Genomic DNA, 21,452 nt, shown 5'->3' with positions numbered 1-21,452 from the left:
AAGAACAACGCAATGAACATGGATGAAATGGACAAGGTGGCTGGCGGCATGCTTCATGATACTCCAAATGATGTATTAGAGCCTCTACAGCCTAAAATCCTTAAGGACGTTCTTCCACCACAAGATAATACCAAGGTTCCTGGCCCAAAGCTGGGTGAAAAGGACCCTACTATTATCGAGGATCCTAACTTGACCTTTGGGATTAAGAGAGTTTAATCGATTAAAACAGCTTAGATAAAAACGGAGAAGGCTCCGTTTTTGCAGGAAAACCCAATTTTTTGCAGAAAAATAAAAAAAGATAACACTTTTATGGAGTTGGGGATATAAGGGACAAGAGAAATCAAAATACAGATTAACTCATAAGGGATGGCGGAAAAAATGACAGAGAAATTGATGGATAACTTAATGACCATTCCAGAATATATGACAAGTAAAATCAAGTATATTTCAATAAAGGAGGAGAAATGTCATGTCAGTAGAAAACGTAATGAAATTCATTGAGAAATCCCAGGAAGACGAACGCCTCAACCAGCTGATTAACAAGGTATTGGATGGAAAGACCGAGGATGACGATATCAACGAGCTTTTGGAGCTGGCCGAGGCCGAAGGACTACCTTTCACCCTGGAGGATGTGCTCCTTTCTGTCCAGAAGCTGGATATGGAAGATTTGGACAATGTGGCCGGTGGGGGACTTCCACTTGAGTGGATTCAGAATGCGGAAAAAGTCCTTAAGGAGGCCAATGCAGCTTCCAAGGGCAAGGGACCAAATGGGCGTCGCTGTGTAAATACCTTCTGGAACTTCTTCAATCATCTTATGAAGATCAAATACCGCTGCTTCGCTGCTGGCTCCATGGTGGCTACTCCTAATGGGGAGGTTCCAATTCAGAATATCCGTGAGGGTGATCTTGTTACCACCCTTGATAAGGAGGGTAACAAGATTTCAGGCAAGGTTACCAAGGTTCACCTCCCTGACAAGCAGACAATCTACCATATCCGTTTCAGCGACGGCAAGGAATGGAATACCACCGCTACCCAGTGGTACTACTGTGGCAATGATGAATACAATATCGCCCTCAATACCTTTGGTCGCCCGGCCATCACCCTTGACGGAAATGCCACTGTGGAGAAGGCAACCAAGACCCAGCGTGTGGAAGAGGTGTATGACATCGAGGTGGAAGGCATCAACATCATGTTCGTGGACGGCGTTGCTGCCGAGGGCTTCAGCCTTCATTAAGAAGGAGAAATCAATACAGCAAGCTTGAGTTCATAAGAGCAATGCATTTTGGAAGGAACAAGGAGGCTGGTTAATATGGCAAAGGAAAACGTTAAGAAGTTTATTGAAATGATTCAGGACAAGCCACAGGAGCAAAAGCTGATGTTTAATATACTCATTAAGCAGGGAACTGGTGAGGATATGGAAAAAATGTTGGCCCATGCCAAGGAGGCGGGAGTACCATTCACCGAGGAAGATTTTTTGGCTGAAACCTCCATTATGGATGAGGAGGAGCTTGACATGGTGGCTGGGGGGACTGCAGCGGAGTATGATGCGATATTTGATCTACTGTACAAAAAAGGGTATATTGAAAAACCTGTTAGTGTGACAAATTTTTTCAGAAGCAGAAAAACTATTCATGGGGGCGATCCTATTCCGGGTGGCGTAAAAACCGTGTTAAGAGCTCTTGGGATTGTAAGTGTAAGATGGAATAACAGTGTTCTGCCATGTTTTGACAAGCCAGCGGTGTTTACGGGCCAGGATGGCAAGAGATACAGTTTCAATGATGTATATAATGCCATAAAGCAACTGTCGGACTGGAGATAAATCAGATTATGAAATTTTCCCCGTGAAGCTGCAAGGTCCCACGGAAAATAAAGTAAGTATTGTAATACGTTGCTTGTTCTAACACAGGAAAACTATCTGGGCAAATGATACAGCCCAAAGAAAAAGGCCCGACCGTGATATATACCCTCCTTCCTGGATGTCCAGGAAAGAGGGTACATATCACAGACCAGCCTTATCATTGCTGGCGTGGGGGCCAGCATGGGAGTTGAGTGAGTATATGTTAGAAAGTTATGTTATTTCCTCTGCATCCGTTTCCGTGGAAATATATATTTTTTCCTCCGGCAAATAGGTTATAAGCATATTCTCCAGCTTATTCCAATCTACGGGCTTTGTTATGTAGTCGTTGAAGCCTGTTTCAAGATATTTTTCCCGGGCCCCGGAAATGGCGTTGGCCGTAACGCAGATAACAGGGGTGCTGGCATTAGGCCCATTCCTATTTTCACGCAATTCGTGCAAAGTCTCTATGCCATCCATTTCGTCCATCATGTGGTCAAGAAAAATAATATCATATTTTAAATTTTTGGCCATCATAAGACCATCATTGCCTGTATCCGCCAGATCTATTTGTATCTTTGTATTCTTCAGCAAGCCCTTAAATATTTTCAGGCTCATTTGATTGTCATCCACTGCAAGAACGCGGGCCGTTGGGGCCGTGAATTTCTCATGATAGCGTTTATGCTCTTTAAGCAGCAAATCATAGGTTGCTTGGAAGTCCCCCAATTGTTCCTGGCCCATGACCTTTTGCTCCAGTCTGAAAAAGAAGGTTGAGCCAACACCGTAGATGCTTTCCACATACAAGGCACTCCCCATCATTTTTAAAAGCTTTTGGGAGATAGGCAGCCCCAGTCCGGCTCCTTCCACATTGCGGTTATGTTTTCTGTCTACACGCTCAAATTTATCAAATAATTTGTCCTTATCCTCAGGCTTGATGCCGATACCCGTATCCTTTACGGACACACTGAGCAGAATGTGTTCGTCATCAATAGGCTTAAATGCCACAGTAAATATAATACTGCCCTCTTTAGTAAACTTTACGGCATTTGTAAGTATATTCAATATTACCTGCTTTATGCGCACATCATCCCCGAACAGGAACTTTGGGATATGACGGTCAAAATACAGGGAAATCTCCAGCCCCTTGTCATGGGCCTGTTTCTGCACCATATTCACCAATTCATTGAGCATAACTGACAAATCGTATTCCACGGGTGTAATTTCAATATTCCCTGTCTCGATTTTGGTAAAATCAAAAATCTCATCCACCAGCCCCAAAAGCATATTTCCTGCTTTTTTGGCGTTTCCGGCGTAGGAAATGATATCCTTCTCCGTACTTTCCCGCAAAATAAGCTCGTTCATGCCGAGAAAGGTATTTATCGGTGTGCGGATTTCATGGGAAACATTGGATAAAAAATTACTTTTTGCCTGGGAGAGCTTTTCATGGAGGTCTGCTTTTTCCATGGACTCCAGCATCCCCTGACGATATTTTTCAAGCTCATTTTGAAAAACAAAGCTATGAAGCAGACATGTTCCCAGCATAAAACCAATTGTATATACAGGCAATAAAGGATATTTCATTTGAACCATCAGCATAATGGCCACAACAATACCAAAGAGATAAATTGGTCTGTAACGCTTTTTGCCAAAGTCTTCCGCCGTTAGGCTGGTTTTAAAGGCATAGGCGGAGGTCAGCAGCAGCAGGACAATCTGGAGAAAAAGCTGCAGATGTCTCAGGGGCCCCGCCTGGTATGTGCCGCTTTTGTCAATCCAAAACAGCATTGGGGTAAAGAAATTTAAAAGGACAAGTATCACCACAAGGGGAAAAAAGCATTGCCCCGTATATGTAAGAGCGCGGCCAAAAAGGTTATTTTCTTCCAAATAGCTCACCACAAACTTTGTCCAGAGCATCACGTTGAGAGCCATTACAATAAAATATATTACAGTATCCCAATAAAGGAAGTTGGTCAGATGCTGAGCGTCAAAATAGCCCCACATAATATCTGTGATGTAATAAGCAATGATACCATATAGAAACTTTTTGTATGTTCCCATGGCAGGAAGGTTTTGTCTTTCATCACGGATAAATAAAATATCATAATTTACAATCAGAAGAACTGCTGTGGCAATTAATCCAATTACGGCGTAATAGAACATAATATATCACCTTTGCTTATTATTACAAAATGAGAAAAAATGCCGATCATAAAGACCGGCGAAGGTAAGGGATCCCACTACTAAAAGCAGTAGGAATGGAAAATATGAACGAAATATTTTCTTATGTATGTATTCAACACCGCCCCGAAAAATCCTTCTTTCCCCAAAAGGGCAATTTTTAGTGGCTGTAAAAACAGAAAAATTGGCTGTATTTTGGGGCTGCAGCCATAATATAACGAGCTTTAAGATGTCCCCTTCCTCTTTAGGTGGGGGAAAACAAACTACAACAGCTGGTGAGAATATCTCCCAGCTCGTTGCGACACGAACGAAGTGAGTTAGTCCTTTAGGGAAACGCTAATTGGAAGATTTTTCTTCTAAAGAAGAAAAATTTGAACAATGGCGTTATAAAAGTGCCATCCCGCATGACTACTGGGTTCGTAGTTTGCAGGATGGCATTTTTCTGACTGCTTTACAAACGCCCCCCCTGGCTTTAATTTAGCCAGGGGGGGGATTTATATCCCCTGCCTGCCTCATGGAGAGAGGAAGCAAGGGGTACGAAGGAGGCCGGCCCAAAAATCAATGGTACAAACTGCCACATCATGCTATAATTTTGCCAAATATATAGGACGTTTTTGGTAGTAATTTTATATTAAGGGGGTCTGAGACCACATAAAACCTACTACCAATACAACCCTCCGAAAATGAGATGCAGTTCAAAATGGAGGGGCATTCAACGAATAGAAGAGGCAGAAGGGGGATTATTTTATGAATAAAAAGCTTTTAGGAGTGGTTGGGGGAATGCTGCTTGCTTCCTCACTGTTTATGCCGGTTCAGGGCTATGCTGCTGATGTTGCTGATAACAGCCCTGTAGTAAATCAAGCCAGAAGCGTGGATGTAAATGACCCAACGGGGTTTGTGGTGCTGTCTGATGTGGTGCCTGACATTATCCAGGAGGTTCGCTATTTTTCCACCTACAATTTTGTGGGAGACCGTATCAATGGCTATACCCAGCCATGTATCATCATGTCCCGGGAGGCAGCAGAGGCCCTGAAGGAAGTTTCTGACGAAGTAATAAAGAAGGGATATCGGCTGAAGGTATATGACGCTTATCGTCCCCAGAGGGCTGTAGATAATTTTAAGGCCTGGGCAGAGGATTTGGAGGATAAACGCATGAAGGAATATTTCTATCCTGATGTGGACAAGACCCGCCTTTTTGCCGATGGATATATTGATGCCAAATCCGGCCACAGCCGTGGCTCTGCCATTGATTTGACTCTCTTTGATATGCGCACTGGCAGTGACGTTGACATGGGCTTTACCTTTGACCACTTCGGTCTGGAAAGTCATCCAACCTGGTGCGGTGATCCTGATACAGGGAAATATACGGGAAAATTTGAGGGCAAGGCAGTTCCCAAGGAAGGGAAAATCACCAAGGAACAGTTCAAGAACCGCATGATTCTACGTGAGGTTATGCTGAAGCACGGCTTTGAGCCAATTGATACAGAGTGGTGGCACTTCTTCCTTAAAAATGAGCCATACCCAAAGACATATTTCAATTTCATTATTGATGATGTAAAGAAATAAAATTATAATATAATTTTGCCAAAGAAATAGGACGTTTTGGGTTGTAATGGAGGGTCATTCAACTAATAAAAGGTAAAAAGCTTTAGGAGGATAATAGCTATGGATTTGGATTATCACTATGCTACCATTTATGTGCTGTCCCGCTGGGCAAAGTTTGGAAGTGGCAATTCCAATATCATTGCCACCAGTTCACAATTTGTGGATGATAATTTTGACCAAAATCCTTTTTCTGATGCCGAAGAAAAAGAAAACATCGCCAATGGGGTGAGGGTGCGTTATTCCTGCCAGAATGTCTGGGGCAATGTGACCGGCAAGGGGAACTGCGAGGTGTGGATACCATTCCATTTTCTGCCGGGGTTGCAGGGAGAGACCAATGACGAAAAGCTGGTTTGCAAGAAAAACAGTGAGTTGGCCAATAAGCTGGCGGATCGCCTGCTGGCTACCACTTTGGACAATTCGGATTTTGGGTTCCGTCTGGGGATAGGGCTGCACGTATATGCCGATACTTGGGCCCATCAGGAATTTGCCGGTTTGAATGCGGCCCTTAACAAGGTGCAAAGCTTGTTGTTTGCTAACCAGGGATCCCTTATTGAGAAGGCTGTGGGTGAGTTGATAGGCGCCAATACGGCACTGAACAAGCTGGTGGAAATGGTTAACCCTTTGGGACATGTGGCAGCGGTTCATTGTCCTGATATGCCGTTTTTGTGGTGGCGCAGCAGTGATCATTTCAAGGAAGGGCGCAAGAATTGGGACGAGTTCCTTGAGGCCTCTGAGAAGATTTTCCGCATACTCCAGTCTGTTAGCTGTGAGCCGGTTACGGGCTTATCGGAGCGGCAACAGGAATTACTGCTGGAATGCTTCAAGGGGATTCAGTCAGACGATATTGATGTGCGGTATCAGGAGTGGATGAAGCGGATTCACAGCAATTACTTTGAGATAGAGGACTTTAATGACGAGGATGCAGAAGTGGAATACAGTGCCGGAACCATTATCAATGATTTGAATTTCCGCACCCAGTTCTATGAAGAGTTAAATGATCATTTTGACTGGGTACGGCAGGAGCTTTTGGCAGCAGGCATCAATGTTTTGCAGGAGGAAGCCATTTATTAATGTGCTTATCAGTTGTATGAGGGAGACTATGGAATCCACAACGGTTGGCTCCGACGGTCCGGTTGCTGTATAAGGTCTATAACTGAATAGCGAACTTTAGTCTATGAGAGCAGTGCATTTCATGTGCATTGCTCTTATTTTTTGGCTGTACATTTGCTGTAACGGGGCATATTCCATTTTCCATCAAAATAAAAAAAGGCCCTGCCTGTTATTGTGAGGATAACAGACAGGGGGAGAGTAATGAGAGAAGTATAAGAAGTGTAAGTTAGCTTATTATTTATCAGGGATTACGCCTTTGCCAAAGGTGATGACTATTCGCTTTGGAGGGATAAACTGGGGAGGTAATTTTGCAAAACTGATTCCCCTTGCAATCTTCTTTAATGATTCATTTGTAATTTTCTTTATGAGTAAATCCTTCGTCATAATCATTCACCTCTCTGTATGGGGCTTGCCCATGTCGTTTTTGTTTTCTGTCCTTACATACGGACCAGGGGGAAATGTATTACAAAAAAATTAGTGAAAATATTTTTTATGTAATTTGTAATATATAAGTGCTTTACACGTATGTAAAGAAAAGATGATAAAGAATGGAGGAGAATGAAATGTTCGAATCATATTTGATGGAATTGGGTTGCCTTTTTGTTGGTGTGTGGGCACTGATGGGCATACTCGTAATGGTTGGCCTGTGTGAAATGTCGGGACGTTATTCACGGATGGAAGAACAATTGGAATATAGGGAGAAAAAAGACCTGCTTCAGGTAAATAACTAAAATCTGCCGCAAGGCTGACGTGGCAATCTGGAGGGTATTCAAAAAAAGGGGGTTACAAGCCCGTACAAATGTAGTATTATATTACTTGTTCGGGACGTAGCGCAGTTTGGTAGCGCGCTTCCTTGGGGTGGAAGAGGTCGTGGGTTCGAATCCCGTCGTTCCGACCATTTAGTAAATTGAGAGCTGTTCTTCGGAACAGCTCTATTTATTTTGGGCAAAAAAGAAAAAGGTCAGTCCGCAGACTGACCTTATCACTGTTTATGCTTCCGTGTTCATATACACAGCCTCATCCATCATGTTTTCATGTTTCGACAGGGCTGTTGTTGCGGCAATATCTCCTATGGTGTTGATGGAGGTGCGGAACATAGACGTCAGCGGGTCTATCCCCAGTACGATTGCTGACGCTTCTGTAGGCAGTCCAAAAGAAACGATAATGGATGTCAGGCAGACAAAGGATCCGCCAGGTACACCAGGTGCGCCGATGGAGAGAGCCACAACGGTGACGAAAAGCGCCCCGATAAAAGCCGGCGTCATTTCCAGACCGTACATTTTCGCCAGCAGGATTGCCTGGATGGAAAAATAGAAGCAGCCGCCGTCCATATTGACTGTGGCGCCCAAAGGGATGGAAAATGAGGACAGACGCGGCGAAACGCCCATTTTTTCCGTGCAGAATTTCATGGTGAAGGGCATGGCGGCGTTGCTGCTGCCCATGGAAATTGCTATTGGCACGAAGCTGCCGATTTTTTTTAGGAAGGGACGTGGAGAAATTTTTCCCAGCAGCATTATGACTATTGCATAAACACCAATCATGGCCATGGAGCCGATGAACTGTCCCACCAGCACCCGCCCCAGTAACAGCAGCGAGTCGGTGCCTACCGTGAACATCAGCGCCATCATGGAAAGAAAGGCAATCAGCGGGATGAATTGCGCCAATAGCGTAATGACGCGCAGACAGAAGGTGTTCATGGTTTCGGTGATATTTTTAAGAAGCTGCGCTTTTTCACCCAGCATATTTATGGTTATGCCAAACAGCACAGAGACGAAAATAATTTGCAGCATATCGCGGTTTACGATGGGTTCTACCAGATCCTTCGGGACCACGTTCACTATCATGTCCAGCAGGGACACGCTTACGGCTTCCCCGCTGCCGCTGACTGTTCCCACCTGTGGTACGCCGCTGTGGAACATGCACAGGCCGATAATAATGCTGAAGGCCGTGGCGATGATCGTGGTACACATATAAGTTCCCACCAGCTTACCGCCAATGCGCCCGATATCGGAGGCACTTGATATGCTGGTAAGTCCTGCGATGATAGAAAAGAAAACCACTGGGGCAATCATCATATTCAGGGAATTCAGGAACATGGTCCGGATGCTGTCTATGATGTTTTTGTTCAACATGGTGATGAAATCCTGTGGAGCCACTTCCTTTATGATGGCTCCCACCAGTATGCCCATGACCATGGCGAACAGCGTATAGCGTATCTGTTTGTTGCCGGCTTCATGTACTTTGATGGTTACAATGTTCGTCCCGTTGCTGTGGGTATAGGAAAGCATCTCCTTTTTTGATTTAAGGGCAATGGTCCGCTCATAGTCCGGGTCGTTTTCGTCCCATTCCGTCAAGACCTGCAGGGGATTATAGGCATTGCCTATGGTTTCCATCCGCAGTGAAATGTCGCCGAAGCGTTTTCTTAGCTTGACCTTGACGTGGACTTCGGGGCGCAATGAAAGCTGTAATGAAAAGATATGCTCAGTCAGCTGTCTGGCTGTCTCCGCCTCACGTTCTGATACGCCCAGCTTTTTCAGTGCCTCGCCCATTGATTCGATGGTCTCCCTGAAATTTTCTCCTGCGAGCTCAAAAGAATGCCATCTCTCGAACATTTTGTTCCCCCCTTGTACTTAAATCAAACTTAGCATTTGTGGAACTGCTCAATTACAAAATAATTTAAAAATTGTAAAGTTGCTTGTTTGCTGTTTATGTGTCCTCGGAAATGTATTTAATATATTCTTCACCCAAGGCGGCCTTGCACTTTTCCACCATTGGTGCAATAAGCTTCAAACCCTCCTGGCGATTATTGGCGGCGGCAGTAATCCTGATAAGACAGCCATCCTCCTTGGCGTAGGTGGCCACCGTTGGATTTTCATTGTCGCAAAGGTCCCCCAGGCGCTCCGCACATGGTCCTTCCCCGACTATGGTTACGGAGACCTCCTGACGGCTCATCATCTTGATATTCATGGATACAAATACCCTGTCACTGAACCTCTGAAGATAGGGTACGCCGTATTCCATAAACATTGGCTGCATTTCCTTTGGCGGTCCGGGAAACAGCATACAATATTTGCCCATATTTTCCATAATACAGCCGGGAGCAGTGCCATTATGATTGTACATTATAATAGAATCCTTTGGCACATAGGCCTGTTTTTTCTGACTGTCACTGAATTCAGTAAAGCCGCTGCGGGTGAGACGCTCCTTCATCATTTCCCAGGCCTTTTGGTCAAGGACCACCTCTTTATGGAAATAATCCATAAGCATTTCCTTGGTAAGGTCATCCTTGGTTGGGCCCAGTCCACCAGTGAGTATCACCATATCACCCCGGGAAAAGGCCACGTCCAGGGCACTTTTTATACGGTCTGGATTATCTCCCACCACTGTCTGATAGTAGCACTCCATCCCTAGCTTAGCCAGCTCCTTGGAGATAAACTGGGCATTTGTATTGACAATATTTCCCAGCAAAAGCTCAGTACCAACACTTATTATTTCCACAATCACGGTAACATCTCCCTTTTTACGTTGAATGCCCCTCCCATTTTTCAGTCAAATCCAAATGCTGTAAGATATACCATTGTGCAAAACAGGAGTATTACAAACAATGTCAGCCACAGAAGAGGCGGCTTATATAAATCATTTACGAAAAGCATGATGGCCTCTTTTTCCTTAGGATTAGTTTTTGGCTTGTAGCGCGTTCTTTTCCCGTTCCCGTCCACAAGATATATCCAGGGATTGTCATAAATATCCATTCTGCCAAATTTTACAAGAAATACGGGGGCAAGGGGCACGGTTATGCAAAACCACACTGCGGAGCCGCCAAGATTGAGGAGTGAAAAGTTAAAACCGTTTATCAAAAGCGCAATGATGACCGGAAGAAAGACAACCCCAAAAGTGATGGCAATGGCCCTTACCACCCGTAGGGCAGTTGTAAACTTTATCTCTACTTCCTCTGTTCTCCCGTCAATATCCATAAAGAATACTGGCTTTGTCACTGGCTTTTCCCGCTCATCCTTTGTCTGGACCAGCTTATTTCCTTTACGTATGTAAGCCCCGCCCCTGGAGGTGAATATTTTTCGGTAGGTTTCCAGGCCATAGGTTTCTTCTTTTTGCTGGCTGTAGGCCGTAAGGAAAACAATCAGGAGAATCAGGGCTAGACACCCGGAGGTTACGTATATAAGCTCTTCACCGGCGCCGAAAACGAACAGCCCCAAGGCTACTCCCGCAGTTCCAACTATAGTTGCCAAAATTGCCTTCAGCCACCATGGCAGGAGGAGATATTTTGAATCCTTATAGGCGCGGACACTGACCTTGCCAGTCTGCCCGTTCACTGCAGCCATGTATCCGTCAAAGGCAAGATAATAGACCGGCAAAAGCACAGGCATCTGCAGAACATCGTTGGAATTGGCATAAATGCCCACGGCTTTGGCTTCCAGCGTCTTTTGAATCACAGGCCTGTAATCCTCTCCAACCTCCACATTTACACGCCTTACAAGCTCATCCCCGGAGATATCCCCGGTCTTTACCTGGTGTCCCGCAATATACGAGAAATCAAATTCCTTGAGCTCAGTGAGATCGAAGGGCTCCATGGCATCGAGAAGCTGGTTGTCCAGATTTTTGGAGCAGTTTACGAATACCTCGTCCACAAAGCCGCCGCATTCGTATACGCGTCCGCCCTCTACACGGAATACACTGCATCTCACAGGACCCCTGACAAGTTCGTAGGGAAGATAAAAGCCCTTTAAATCGTCGATTTTTTCCCTTATGGCCTGAGCCTCTTTTTTCCCCTTGTTCTTATGGCACCAATCTGCCAGAATATCCTTCGCCTCTGCAATGGTTATAATGAAGGGGACTATGAGCTCGGGGATATTGTCGGCATTTACAAAGGCCTTTCGTACAAGGGACCTGCCGCAAAAGGCACAGTTTGCCACAGCATGACCCACATCGAAGACAACCTCGGCCCCGCAGCCTGTGCATACAGCCTTCTGAAGGTCAAAATTTTTAAGGGATTCCTGCATTTTCCTTCGGCTTATTTCACGGAACCCCTTGCGCTCACGCTTTGCCCCGTCTATCCCCACACTGTTTCCGCAGTAGCTGCAATTATACATGCGTTTCCTTATATCATAATATGCTGGGGCACCACAGGAGGGGCAGTGTATGTCGTACAATTTCCCGATTTTATTATCAGTTGTAACATCAGATGGATTCATCAGTAAGCTCCTATTTCCACAACAGCTTGTTGATATATTTGGTAAGCTGCTTTCTGTCATAGAACTGATCCGGGGTTGGCAATACGAAATCAGGTGTTACACCCTGGTCTATGTCATAGAAGGAGCCATTCTTTGTGTAGGCCAGGCGATAAGGGCCGGATATATTAAACACGCACCCGTCAGCGGTGGTCATGTTCTGTACTACACAGGCACCGCCCCCGGAGGTTTGCCCCAGAATTGTTACGCGATGGGAATTTTTTAGTGCACTTGGCACCAAATTTCCGCAGGAGAAGCTGTTTGGTGAGGTAAGGCAGAACAGATTGTAATCAAGCAAATTGTCCCTTTCATCAAAGACTCTGTCCATATTTAGGTCGGTTTTGAAATTCTGGCAGACCAGGGCTCCCGTCAAAGGATTGGTCACACTGATTGACCCTTCTCCCAAAAACATTCCGATGGTATAGGCAGCAGAAGGTGCTGTGCCACCACCGTTATTGGAAAGATCCAGTACCACATTTTTGATCGGGCTGTTTGGTCGCTTGATCTGCCCAAGGGAATAAATCATCAATCCCATGGTATCAGTCAAATGATCCTCCGCCTTTTCCTCGTAATAATCTACGCCTTCCACCACAAACTGATCAAAAGTTATATATGCGGTATTGCCAATTTCCTCATAACCCGGGGTACCATTTGGATAGCGTTTTGCCCGAGCATCAGCATATCTTTGCATATCATCAATGCTCTGCATACATGCGGGCCCATATCTGCGTACCGGGTCTTCCTTCATGCGATAGGAACGGTTGGCAAAGGAGCTGTGCAGGTCATCAAGATAAATAAAGGTCAGATCCCACAGGGCCTGTCCTGCTTCCTGGGGGTCTGTACTTAACAGCTGGTATTTTATTCCCGCCTGCTGGAACATGGTATCAAAGTTTTTGATGTTGTGCTGCTGCTTCAGACCATAAAGAGAATCAAGAGCGAAGCAAAGCTCATTATAATTGAAATCAGCCAGGGCCTCACTTCTGCTTGTCGGGAGCAGGTTATTGTAGTAAAGCTCTTTAAATGGCTCCAGATTGCCAGCCAGCAGCAGGAAAACATTTTCACCATTATACAGTGTATTCATGTTATTTTGGGAAAGTATTATGTCGCTGAAGAGCTGGAGGGGCAAATAATATTCACCATCCTGATAAAACATATCTATGCCGTAATCCCCGGGCCGGAAAGTAATAGTTTCCCCATACAGCTGGAAGGAGGTATCTGTTCTTTGGAACAGCTCGGCCTCACCCTTATCGTTAAAACCGGTTACTGCCACAAGATCCATGAGGGTGGCGTTTGGATTTGAAGTCATAAATGCATCATAATCCCAGAAGGTTATGGTATCCGCCGCACAGTCAAAGGTTACAGGATAGTATGTTTCCCGGCTGAGAGTTATCTTTTCCCCATCTTTTTTCACCGTGAGGTCATAGTTTGGGGCATCAAGCTTTCTCACATTGCTGACAAGGATATCCTTGGCGGTTTCCACAGTAATATAAGGAACATCCTTCACGCCGTCAACAAAAAACAGGTCAACTTCACCTTTGTTTTCCGTTTCCATATCAGCGTAGTAAATAGGTGTTGTCTGTTTCTCTATTTGATGGACAGATTCGGCATAGCAGCATGCCGTCAACAGCATCATACTGCCTGCCAGAAACCCTGACACGAGTTTTTTCCCTGCTTTCATGATACACTTTACCTCCTTAATCAATTGAAATATCACATAGAAACTGCTTAGCTATAATTTCTAGATTCATTTTTATTTTCCTGCAACCCTTATTTGAAAATAAGGGCAGCAGGATTTTTCGGGGTTGCGTTGAATTTCTAAAGGGGAACGAAGATGTCTGCGCATGAAATATTGCGTTTGAGGATAGGAGATTAAAATATGGATCTGACAGCTATAAAGGACAGTATTACAGTTTGTAAGGTTAGGGATATGTCAGAAATAGACCTGACACAGGATTTTTTCTTTTTGGCCAAAACCAGCGATGAAATATCCCTTGTATGCAAAAGGGAACATGTTCCTGAAAATTGTATAGAACGGGAAGATGACTGGAAGGGATTTTATATTGATGGAATGCTGGACCTTTCCATGGTGGGGGTATTGGCCAAACTCTCCACGATTTTGGCGGACAATGGAATCAGCATTTTCTCCATATCTACATTTAACACGGATTATATTTTAGTAAAGGAACATAAATGGGGAAAGGCTATGTCCGTGCTGTTGCAGGCGGGGTATAGGCTAAAATAACCACAATCAAACATAGCCCCAAAATATTAAAACAGGCGGAGGCTTTCGGGTACTCCGCTTTTAGTGGTGGTACTGAAAGAAAATGTATTAAGAAAGGTATAACAACGGGAGGCGGAACACCATGAGGGACAAATGCTACATAGCCATAGACCTGAAATCCTTTTACGCCTCTGTTGAATGCGTGGAGCGAGATATGGATCCCCTTACGGCCAACCTGGTTGTGGCTGATGAAAGCCGCAGCGGGAAAACCATCTGTCTGGCTGTTTCACCTTCCCTCAAGGCCTATGGGATCCCCGGCCGTCCCCGGCTCTTTGAGGTACAGCAGAAGGTGAAGGAAATTAATTACCTTCGCAGGGCAGCTGCCCCCGGCCATAAATTCATCGGCAGCTCAGCCAATGCCCTGGAGCTTGCAGAAAATCCCGCCCTTTCCCTTGATTACGTGGTGGCTGTGCCCCGCATGGCTCTCTATGTTGAATTCAGTGCAAGAATTTTCGGCATCTATCTTAAATACATCTCCGCAGATGACATTCACAGCTACAGCGTTGATGAGGTATTTATCGATGCCACCCCATACCTTGCCACCTACAAAATGAACGGCCGTGAGCTGGCTTTGCAGATTATTTCCGATATTTTTAATACCACCGGCATCACCGCCACCGCCGGCATCGGCACCAACCTTTATCTGGCCAAGGTGGCCATGGACATTGTGGCCAAGAAAATCCCCGCTGGCAGTAATGGGGCAAGGATTGCGGAGCTGGACGAAATGAGCTACCGCCAAAAGCTATGGAACCACAAGCCCCTTACGGATTTTTGGCGGGTGGGCCATGGCTACGCCAGAAAACTTCGGGACCACGGCCTTCATACCATGGGGGACATTGCCCGCTGCTCTCTGGGGAAGGAAAGCCAATACCACAATGAGGACTTGCTGTACCGCCTCTTTGGCATAAATGCCCAGCTCCTCATTGACCATGCCTGGGGCTACGAGCCATGCACCATGAAGGCCATCAAGGAATACCGCCCGGCCTCCAACAGCCTCAGCAGCGGCCAGGTTCTCCAAAGTGCCTATACCCATGAAAAGGGACGGCTCATTGTCTGGGAAATGACGGATCTGCTGGTGCTGGATTTGGTGGAAAAGGGGCTGGTCACGGATCAGATAGTGCTTTACATCGGATATGACATTTCCAATGTAACGGCGCATAACTATAGGGGCCCAGTCCACGCCGATCACTACGGCCGAAGGGTTCCCACCCCGGCTAACGGCTCCATAAATCTGGGAAAGCATACTTCATCAACAAAGCTTATTTTGGATGCTGTGCTGGAGCTCTTTGATAAAATCACAGACCCAAATCTTTTTATTCGGCGGGTAAATGTCACCGCCAACCATGTAATCAGTGAAGCTGCCCTGAAACAGGAAAAGGAAAAGCCCCAACAGCTTGACCTCTTCACTGACTATGAGGAAGAGGCCAGAAAGCTGGAGCTGGAGGAAAAGGCGGAGTCCAGGGAAAAATCCCTGCAGCATGCCCTTTTGGACATTAAACACAAATTCGGCAAAAACGCCATTTTAAAGGGGGCCAATTTGCAGGAGGGTGCCATGACCATTGAAAGAAACCAGCAGATAGGAGGACACAAGGCATGAATCTGGAGGAAGAAAATCAGGAGCAGACACAGGAGCAAAATCCCTACGCAGATATAATAAACTTGCCCCGGCCTGTATCCAAAAAGCACCCTCCCCTCACCATGAAGCAGAGGGCCGCCCAGTTCTCCCCTTTCGCTGCAGTTGGTGGCCACACTGAGGCCATAAACAAGACCACAATGGAGCGGGAGAAATTATTCGAGTAATTCAAAACTTAATCAGAGAAAGATGTTCAAAATAAATGGCAAGAACTGCCGCATAATGCTATAATTTTTTCAAACATACAACCTTCACAAAAAAAGAAAATTTTTCAATCCTTTTGATTAAATAAGGGGGCGCCTATGGTTAAGATTGTATCGCGGACTCTTCTGTGTTCATTGATTGCCATTTTTTTCCTTACGTCTTATTCAACTGCTGCGGTCAAGAAAGAAGAATCCACATGGATTATGGGATTTCATTATCTGGTGCCGGAAAGCCTCAAGTTCAGCGGCAAGTATCTGTATGCCAGTGATATTTATAATGACGGCCGTTCTGCCCCTAAAATACACCAGCGACGCTTTTACCAGGATGGGGAAACAAGCCGGGTGGTATATGATTTTAATGATAAGGCCTTTGGCTGGTGCTATAAGGGCCGGGTCAAGGACAATGCCTTCACCTATAAAATGTGGCTGGTAATGAAGTCACACATGAAAAATATCCCAGCTTCAAGTTGGCGGCTTTAACAACAATTTTATTATTTTTGACAATTCAATTATTGATAGAAGGATTTTTCTGAATTTTGCAGAATGTATAACCTTGACATAGGTAAATAATATGGACAGCGGCCTACTATAATGGTGGGAAAAGTATGAGGGTGCTTGCTGTTTAACAAGGGGGTAAAATAAGTGAATGATTTGAAGGTAACAGTCAAGATTTTAATTTTGGTAGCTATCAGTATCATCGGCATGTTGTTTGTGGGGTACAGGGGATATTCCTCCATTGACAGTGCCGCGGCAGAACTGGATTTCCTGTATGCCCGGGAGCTTCAGAGCGTAAATATGCTTGGCAGCTGTACTGAAAAGATGAGAACCATTCAGGTTCGCTCCATGCAGGCCATTGCCGATCCGTCCCGCTGTGATGAGGTTAAAAAATCCCAGGCCAAGGATATTGCCTCCTTTGATGAAGAAATCAATGAGTATGCGGCACTGGTAAAGGATAATCCTGCAACTGATGCCAAGGTTAAGGAAATGATGGGGACTTGGAACAAGTTCAAGACCTCCCTGCCAGCAGTAATTGATGCTGTTAAGGCTGATGGCTCCGCAGCTGGTACTGCTGAGTACAATAGGGCAGCCAAGGATGATACCACCAAGCTTCGCGATCAGTTAAAGGCTCTGACCAAGGATGCTGTGGAGGAAGCAGCTGCCGTTAACGCAGCCAACCAGGAAGCAAGTGCAAGCGCCACCCGTGCCATGGTTTTAAGCATCGTAATCTGCTTTGTATTGCTCATTCTTGTAAGTTTGGTTATTATCAAGGCCATCAAGACTCCGCTTAATGATATGATTGATACCTGCGACCGACTGAAGTCAGGTGATTTTGTAATCAGGGGTCAGGCCTCCACCCGCGGGGACGAATTTGGCGATGTGGAGCGTGCTCTCTTTGAGATGGCCAAGTCCGTAAATTACTTCCTCAGCGAGGTTTCCAAGAGTGCTGAGCAGATAGCCTCCGCTTCCGAGGAGCTTACCGCAAGCTCCATGCAGTCCGCCGATGCTGCTGTATCTGTGGCCCAGTCCGTTACTGGTGCCGCTGATATAGTGGAGAAGCAGCAGGGGGCTGTGGACAAGGGCAGCTCTGAAGTTATTAAGATTAGTGATTCCGTTGAAAATATCAGCAAGGAAGCTGAAAATGTAGCAGATAAGTCCAGACAGGCGGCTGGCAAGGCCTCTGCCGGTACTGTGGAGGTAGTAAGCTCCGTTAAGCAGATTCATAGCGTAAGGGAGAGCTCCGAATATGCTTCCCAGCTGGTAGACAAGCTGGGTGAGCGTTCCCAGGAAATTGGCGCCATTGTTGATACTATTTCCAATTTGGCTGGCCAGACCAATCTGCTGGCACTTAACGCCGCCATTGAGGCAGCCCGCGCCGGTGAACAGGGTCGCGGCTTCGCCGTAGTAGCAGAGGAAGTAAGAAAGCTGGCAGAGCAGTCCGGAGAGGCAGCTCAGCAGATTGCCCAGCTTATCGGTGCAATCCAGAGCGATACCAGCAAGGCTGTGGACGCCATGGCCAAGGGCAATAACGCAGTTATTGAAGGCACCAAGTCCGTTGAGGGCCTCAGCCAGGTATTTGATGAAATAGCCGGCATTGTAAATCAGGTTAGCGACAATGTTAACCAGATGGCTGATACAGTCCAGGTGGTTGCCCGTCAGGCAGAGGGTATCACTGGGGAAATGCACGAAATCGATGCAGGTGCCCGCCGCGTAGCTGACGAAATGCAGTCCGTATCCGCTGCCACCGAGCAGCAGTCCGCATCTGCAGAGGAAATCGCCTCCGCCTCCGACGCACTGGCCAAGCTGGCTCAGGATGTACAGACTGTACTGCGTAAGTTTAAATTTTAATAATCTTAAATAATGTAGACAGTAATGAAAAGGGCTGATCATTTAGATCAGCTCTTTTTTGGTGTATGGGGCCGGGGAATAATACCACGGGGAATATTACAATTGGATTAAAAAGTCATTATTTGGCCCTATTTTTTCGATATATTATGCAAATGATGGTATAATAAGGTTAGTTATAGAATTATATAGTTAACCAACAGAACAAAGGGGGATTTTACATGATGGCAGATGTGGCTCTTGGTTTAATCTCAGTGTTGTTTATCGGTTTGACTGGTGCGTTGGTAATTATGGCCGGAAAGTTGGTCTATCGTCTGTGCGTAGGCCTTTATAAGGAAATTCACACATATTAGGTTTGTTGGATTTTTGGGGGGCTGCTTCGGCAGCTCTTTTTTGTTGCCAAAGGGAAGGGGACTGGCAAATCTGTCTCTTTTTACAAAGAAAAAAGGCTGGTACAGGACCAGCCCTTTTCCCTGCTGGCGTGGGGGCCAGCATAGTTTTGAATCATATAGAGAGTAGGAAAGGAAGTAAGTAAGAAAGAAAGCATTTTTATTGTTAAGTTATTTTATCATTAAACGGTTACATAATGCAACTATTTCTTTAAAAATTAGCAAATTTAATGTAGCCTTTTGGAGAGGGCTGTCCTATTATTATATATGGAAGGATTTTTCAAATTTTGTATATGAAAGATGAATGTCATACAGTAATGAAAGGAGATATAAAATGAGCAAGGTAAATCTGTTTAAGAGATTTTTGTTATTTGTGTGCATAATGGTGGTGATGGCTTCAGCCACAGCAAGTGCCCAAATCCGTGAGGACCAGGTAAATCTTGGGGGCCTGGATCTGACAATGACCTACGATGACGTAATCGCCTGCTTCGGGCCGCCTGACGTGGAGAAGCCGGGAAATTTCCAGCTGGTGGACAAGGTGATTATGTACGGTGATGATATTGAAATAAGCTTTCTCAACAATAAAATCCGTAAAATTATGGTAAGCGGCGACAACGGTTGGGCCACCAGCGACGGGGTCCGTTTTGGCATGCCCCTGGCAGAGGCCTTTGAGATATATGGCAAGGATTATGAATCAATTATGGGGGTGGCATACCAATATATGTGCGTTTCCCAAAAATCCTACTCTTATACCCCGGGGGATACAAATCTGGTCCTGAGAATGGTGGACAGCGATAACAGTGGCAGAATCCATTATCTTATGATTATAAAGGGTACCCCGGAATATTAAAAATAACATTTAACCCAAAATAAAAGGAAAAAACAGAAAAAACAAAGCAGCAAACAAAAAAACAAAACAAAAAACCTCGAAGCCCTTATCTCTAAAGGTTTCGAGGTGTTTTTTCGTTAATGGTGGAGACGAGGGGGCTTGAACCCCTGACCCCATGCCTGCCAGGCATGTGCTCTCCCAGCTGAGCTACGCCCCCATTAACTGACGTTTGTTAGTATAACAGAGGGGAGAACATAAGTCAATAGGGAAATTAAAATTAATGGAGGCAATATTCCTCATATTTGGCGTTTACTCTGTCCATAAGGGTCAATATATCCTCGTAGCGATATAGACCGTCCCCGTTTTTGGCAAGTCCCCTGAAGTTTAATGGATAAATCATCGGTGGCTCATGGAGGCTCAGCTGCCGTGAATTTCTTTGCTGGTCATCGGACATATAGGCAATATAAGGGTATATGAAGAGGTCACCCTGGGGGTTCCTTCTCTTTTCGAAGACGATTTTTACCCCAAGAGGTGCCTTGGTCAGTATGGTTTCCGGCAGTGAGTAATCTTCCGTCTCCAGGGCTGTGAGTATGGTGAATATATTGGTATCGTGGCCGCAGATGAAGGCAAATTTCAAGGTGTCATTTTTTAGGTCACTTTCCATAATATTAAGAATATCATGGGAATGACTGAGGGCAACGGCGGGGTTTCCCACCACCATTTCAATACTCTTGGTCTTTACGGCTCCCAGGTTTTCCCAGTCCTTACGGGTGAGTCCTGTGCCAAAATCCGCCTTGCTGTTATCCGCCTCCTGATAGTAATTCATAATGATGGGGTCCAGGAGCTTGTAAGCTTTTCTGGCAGTGCCATCATAATTTATAACGTTTTTCTCCTTTCCGGAGAATGTCAGGGCCAGATCGTCTGTATTGATGTGGTCAATGCCGTGCTTTTTGGCATAAGGGGAATTTGGAAAATCAGTCACCCTGGCGAAGCTGTCATAGCATTTGCTGAACACATCCTTGTATGACTGGAAGTATTCATTGTGATATTCCATGGCCAACTCCATAAGCTTAGGGGTATCCATCGCAAAGGGCTTGTTGAACACAGCATCGCTGCCTCCCACGGCCTTTGTGTGCTTTATGGTTATATTGGCCGTTGGCAGCAGTCCTGTGGCAAAGTAACGGGCTGTGGCAATTGTTCTTTCATAGGAATTTGCATAAAAGTCCACCTGGCCGTACCCAGGCTGCCAGCTGTCCGCCATGAAGCCCTCGTCCATAAGATAGAGCTGGAAATATTGTCCCAATATGGTTTCATTTACGCCACCCTTCATGGTGAGATTGCCCCTGGGGACCTGCCATTTTGGCATGGGATGGGTCATCATGGTGGCGGCAGAGGAATCTTCTGATGTGATGCTGGTTCTTAAATTGTGGCGGCTGAACATTACTATCTGATCCAGCTGGTAGCCCTTGTCTGTCAGCTCCGAGGCTGCCTCAGTCCATGTGGACCATGAAAGGAGAAGGAGGGCAGAAATGGCAGCGGGTCCCAAAAGCCCCAGGCATTTTTTAATTGTGTAATTTAAAGGTTGCATTATATTTCCTCCATAAAATTTGATGGGTTTAATATACTACAAAAACAATGCCAATCCCTGCTGAGTGAGGGGAATTTCTGTAATAATATTTTTAGTACCAGCTATTAAAAGTACCTTGCAATCGTATCCCCAATTGGTGTATCATTAAGAAGTCTTAGGTTACATTTCTTTAAAATATTCACCTAATCATGGGGAAAGTTATTCATTATACAAATT

General features: G+C 45.4%; 21 protein-coding genes and 2 tRNA genes. 15 read left to right on the top strand and 8 right to left on the bottom strand.

The features are described from left to right. The 3 genes from T525_RS0112880 to T525_RS0112870 all read left to right on the top strand — a co-directional run. Positions 1-216, top strand: a 216-nt coding sequence (locus tag T525_RS0112880; RefSeq protein WP_027407510.1) for a hypothetical protein, incomplete at its 5' end; no start/stop codon positions are given. Between the two features lie 253 nt (positions 217-469). Next, the gene (locus tag T525_RS0112875; RefSeq protein WP_027407509.1) at positions 470-1,234 is read left to right on the top strand and encodes a Nif11-like leader peptide family natural product precursor; all 765 of its coding nucleotides are present in this window, start codon (positions 470-472) and stop codon (positions 1,232-1,234) included. Between the two features lie 75 nt (positions 1,235-1,309). Then, positions 1,310-1,819, top strand: a complete 510-nt coding sequence (locus T525_RS0112870) for a Nif11 family protein (RefSeq protein WP_027407508.1) — start codon at positions 1,310-1,312, stop codon at positions 1,817-1,819. 249 nt (positions 1,820-2,068) lie between these two features. On the opposite strand, the gene T525_RS15780 is transcribed toward T525_RS0112870, so the two are convergent. Then, positions 2,069-3,991 (bottom strand): ATP-binding protein, encoded by a 1,923-nt coding sequence (locus T525_RS15780; RefSeq protein ID WP_051533604.1) that lies wholly within the window; start codon positions 3,989-3,991, stop codon positions 2,069-2,071. Between the two features lie 358 nt (positions 3,992-4,349). Between T525_RS15780 and T525_RS16455 the strand changes: the two genes are divergently transcribed. The 3 genes from T525_RS16455 (at position 4,350) to T525_RS0112855 (ending at position 6,685) form a co-directional block, all read left to right on the top strand. Further along, positions 4,350-4,490: a hypothetical protein gene (locus tag T525_RS16455; protein WP_156945813.1), complete on the top strand. Its 141-nt coding sequence runs from the start codon at positions 4,350-4,352 to the stop codon at positions 4,488-4,490. Positions 4,491-4,756: 266 nt separating this feature from the next. Continuing rightward, positions 4,757-5,575, top strand: a complete 819-nt coding sequence (locus tag T525_RS0112860) for a M15 family metallopeptidase (RefSeq protein WP_037325666.1) — start codon at positions 4,757-4,759, stop codon at positions 5,573-5,575. A 99-nt stretch (positions 5,576-5,674) separates the two neighbouring features. After that, complete coding sequence (locus T525_RS0112855; RefSeq protein WP_027407506.1) at positions 5,675-6,685, top strand: DUF6765 family protein; 1,011 nt, start codon at positions 5,675-5,677, stop codon at positions 6,683-6,685. Between the two features lie 273 nt (positions 6,686-6,958). Here the strand turns inward: T525_RS0112855 and T525_RS16450 are convergent, their stop codons facing one another. Further along, positions 6,959-7,108 carry a hypothetical protein gene (locus T525_RS16450; RefSeq protein ID WP_156945810.1) on the bottom strand — a complete coding sequence of 50 codons (150 nt, stop codon included), beginning with the start codon at positions 7,106-7,108 and terminating at the stop codon, positions 6,959-6,961. 179 nt (positions 7,109-7,287) lie between these two features. Here T525_RS16450 and T525_RS16445 point away from each other — a divergent pair, with 179 nt between their 5' ends. Together T525_RS16445 and T525_RS0112840 are read left to right on the top strand one after the other, a co-directional pair. Then, complete coding sequence (locus tag T525_RS16445; protein WP_156945807.1) at positions 7,288-7,455, top strand: hypothetical protein; 168 nt, start codon at positions 7,288-7,290, stop codon at positions 7,453-7,455. Positions 7,456-7,545: 90 nt separating this feature from the next. Further along, a tRNA-Pro gene (locus T525_RS0112840) sits at positions 7,546-7,622 on the top strand. Positions 7,623-7,713: 91 nt separating this feature from the next. On the opposite strand, the gene T525_RS0112835 is transcribed toward T525_RS0112840, so the two are convergent. From T525_RS0112835 to T525_RS0112820, 4 genes are all read right to left on the bottom strand, one after another. Beyond that, positions 7,714-9,336: a dicarboxylate/amino acid:cation symporter gene (locus T525_RS0112835; RefSeq protein WP_027407505.1), complete on the bottom strand. Its 1,623-nt coding sequence runs from the start codon at positions 9,334-9,336 to the stop codon at positions 7,714-7,716. 94 nt (positions 9,337-9,430) lie between these two features. After that, the gene (locus T525_RS0112830; RefSeq protein WP_027407504.1) at positions 9,431-10,228 is read right to left on the bottom strand and encodes a molybdopterin-binding protein; all 798 of its coding nucleotides are present in this window, start codon (positions 10,226-10,228) and stop codon (positions 9,431-9,433) included. A gap of 41 nt (positions 10,229-10,269) precedes the next feature. Next, positions 10,270-11,934 (bottom strand): hypothetical protein, encoded by a 1,665-nt coding sequence (locus T525_RS0112825; protein ID WP_027407503.1) that lies wholly within the window; start codon positions 11,932-11,934, stop codon positions 10,270-10,272. Positions 11,935-11,944: 10 nt separating this feature from the next. Continuing rightward, positions 11,945-13,648, bottom strand: coding sequence for a S41 family peptidase (locus T525_RS0112820; protein WP_027407502.1), 1,704 nt, complete (start codon positions 13,646-13,648; stop codon positions 11,945-11,947). A 198-nt stretch (positions 13,649-13,846) separates the two neighbouring features. Here T525_RS0112820 and T525_RS0112815 point away from each other — a divergent pair, with 198 nt between their 5' ends. The 7 genes from T525_RS0112815 (at position 13,847) to T525_RS0112785 (ending at position 19,669) form a co-directional block, all read left to right on the top strand. Continuing rightward, positions 13,847-14,212: an ACT domain-containing protein gene (locus tag T525_RS0112815; RefSeq protein WP_027407501.1), complete on the top strand. Its 366-nt coding sequence runs from the start codon at positions 13,847-13,849 to the stop codon at positions 14,210-14,212. A gap of 121 nt (positions 14,213-14,333) precedes the next feature. Beyond that, on the top strand, positions 14,334-15,848 hold the full coding sequence (locus T525_RS0112810) for a DNA methylase (protein ID WP_027407500.1): 1,515 nt from the start codon (positions 14,334-14,336) through the stop codon (positions 15,846-15,848). Continuing rightward, the gene (locus T525_RS15275) at positions 15,845-16,051 is read left to right on the top strand and encodes a hypothetical protein (RefSeq protein ID WP_051533603.1); all 207 of its coding nucleotides are present in this window, start codon (positions 15,845-15,847) and stop codon (positions 16,049-16,051) included. The genes T525_RS0112810 and T525_RS15275 overlap by 4 nt, the downstream gene beginning before the upstream one ends. 135 nt (positions 16,052-16,186) lie before the next feature. Then, complete coding sequence (locus tag T525_RS0112800) at positions 16,187-16,567, top strand: hypothetical protein (protein ID WP_027407499.1); 381 nt, start codon at positions 16,187-16,189, stop codon at positions 16,565-16,567. Positions 16,568-16,729: 162 nt separating this feature from the next. Further along, on the top strand, positions 16,730-18,433 hold the full coding sequence (locus T525_RS0112795; protein WP_027407498.1) for a methyl-accepting chemotaxis protein: 1,704 nt from the start codon (positions 16,730-16,732) through the stop codon (positions 18,431-18,433). A gap of 218 nt (positions 18,434-18,651) precedes the next feature. After that, positions 18,652-18,783, top strand: coding sequence for a hypothetical protein (locus T525_RS16735; protein WP_255346651.1), 132 nt, complete (start codon positions 18,652-18,654; stop codon positions 18,781-18,783). 370 nt (positions 18,784-19,153) lie between these two features. Then, positions 19,154-19,669 (top strand): hypothetical protein, encoded by a 516-nt coding sequence (locus tag T525_RS0112785; RefSeq protein ID WP_027407497.1) that lies wholly within the window; start codon positions 19,154-19,156, stop codon positions 19,667-19,669. A gap of 120 nt (positions 19,670-19,789) precedes the next feature. On the opposite strand, the gene T525_RS0112780 is transcribed toward T525_RS0112785, so the two are convergent. After that, a tRNA-Ala gene (locus tag T525_RS0112780) sits at positions 19,790-19,865 on the bottom strand. 60 nt (positions 19,866-19,925) lie between these two features. Then, positions 19,926-21,236: a histidine-type phosphatase gene (locus T525_RS0112775; RefSeq protein ID WP_027407496.1), complete on the bottom strand. Its 1,311-nt coding sequence runs from the start codon at positions 21,234-21,236 to the stop codon at positions 19,926-19,928. Between the last annotated feature and the right edge of the window lie 216 nt (positions 21,237-21,452).

Origin of the sequence: Anaerovibrio sp. RM50 (assembly GCF_000622005.1) — a bacterium.
GTDB lineage: Bacteria > Bacillota > Negativicutes > Selenomonadales > Selenomonadaceae > Anaerovibrio.
The sequence above is the reverse complement of the archived record's forward strand: the minus strand, read 5'-3'. Positions and strand labels throughout refer to the sequence as shown.

What these genes read in the sequence shown, in the direction of transcription:
- T525_RS0112870 (WP_027407508.1), top strand. Translation starts at nt 1,310, where the DNA reads ATGGCAAAGGAAAACGTTAAGAAGTTTATTGAAATGATTCAGGACAAG.
- T525_RS0112785 (WP_027407497.1), top strand. Translation starts at nt 19,154, where the DNA reads ATGAGCAAGGTAAATCTGTTTAAGAGATTTTTGTTATTTGTGTGCATA.
- T525_RS0112815 (WP_027407501.1), top strand. Translation starts at nt 13,847, where the DNA reads ATGGATCTGACAGCTATAAAGGACAGTATTACAGTTTGTAAGGTTAGG.
- T525_RS15780 (WP_051533604.1), bottom strand. Translation starts at nt 3,991, where the DNA reads ATGTTCTATTACGCCGTAATTGGATTAATTGCCACAGCAGTTCTTCTG.
- T525_RS16735 (WP_255346651.1), top strand. Translation starts at nt 18,652, where the DNA reads ATGATGGCAGATGTGGCTCTTGGTTTAATCTCAGTGTTGTTTATCGGT.
- T525_RS0112855 (WP_027407506.1), top strand. Translation starts at nt 5,675, where the DNA reads ATGGATTTGGATTATCACTATGCTACCATTTATGTGCTGTCCCGCTGG.
- T525_RS16450 (WP_156945810.1), bottom strand. Translation starts at nt 7,108, where the DNA reads ATGACGAAGGATTTACTCATAAAGAAAATTACAAATGAATCATTAAAG.
- T525_RS16445 (WP_156945807.1), top strand. Translation starts at nt 7,288, where the DNA reads ATGTTCGAATCATATTTGATGGAATTGGGTTGCCTTTTTGTTGGTGTG.
- T525_RS0112860 (WP_037325666.1), top strand. Translation starts at nt 4,757, where the DNA reads ATGAATAAAAAGCTTTTAGGAGTGGTTGGGGGAATGCTGCTTGCTTCC.
- T525_RS0112820 (WP_027407502.1), bottom strand. Translation starts at nt 13,648, where the DNA reads ATGAAAGCAGGGAAAAAACTCGTGTCAGGGTTTCTGGCAGGCAGTATG.
- T525_RS15275 (WP_051533603.1), top strand. Translation starts at nt 15,845, where the DNA reads ATGAATCTGGAGGAAGAAAATCAGGAGCAGACACAGGAGCAAAATCCC.
- T525_RS0112775 (WP_027407496.1), bottom strand. Translation starts at nt 21,236, where the DNA reads ATGCAACCTTTAAATTACACAATTAAAAAATGCCTGGGGCTTTTGGGA.
- T525_RS0112825 (WP_027407503.1), bottom strand. Translation starts at nt 11,934, where the DNA reads ATGAATCCATCTGATGTTACAACTGATAATAAAATCGGGAAATTGTAC.
- T525_RS0112875 (WP_027407509.1), top strand. Translation starts at nt 470, where the DNA reads ATGTCAGTAGAAAACGTAATGAAATTCATTGAGAAATCCCAGGAAGAC.
- T525_RS0112810 (WP_027407500.1), top strand. Translation starts at nt 14,334, where the DNA reads ATGAGGGACAAATGCTACATAGCCATAGACCTGAAATCCTTTTACGCC.
- T525_RS0112800 (WP_027407499.1), top strand. Translation starts at nt 16,187, where the DNA reads ATGGTTAAGATTGTATCGCGGACTCTTCTGTGTTCATTGATTGCCATT.
- T525_RS0112835 (WP_027407505.1), bottom strand. Translation starts at nt 9,336, where the DNA reads ATGTTCGAGAGATGGCATTCTTTTGAGCTCGCAGGAGAAAATTTCAGG.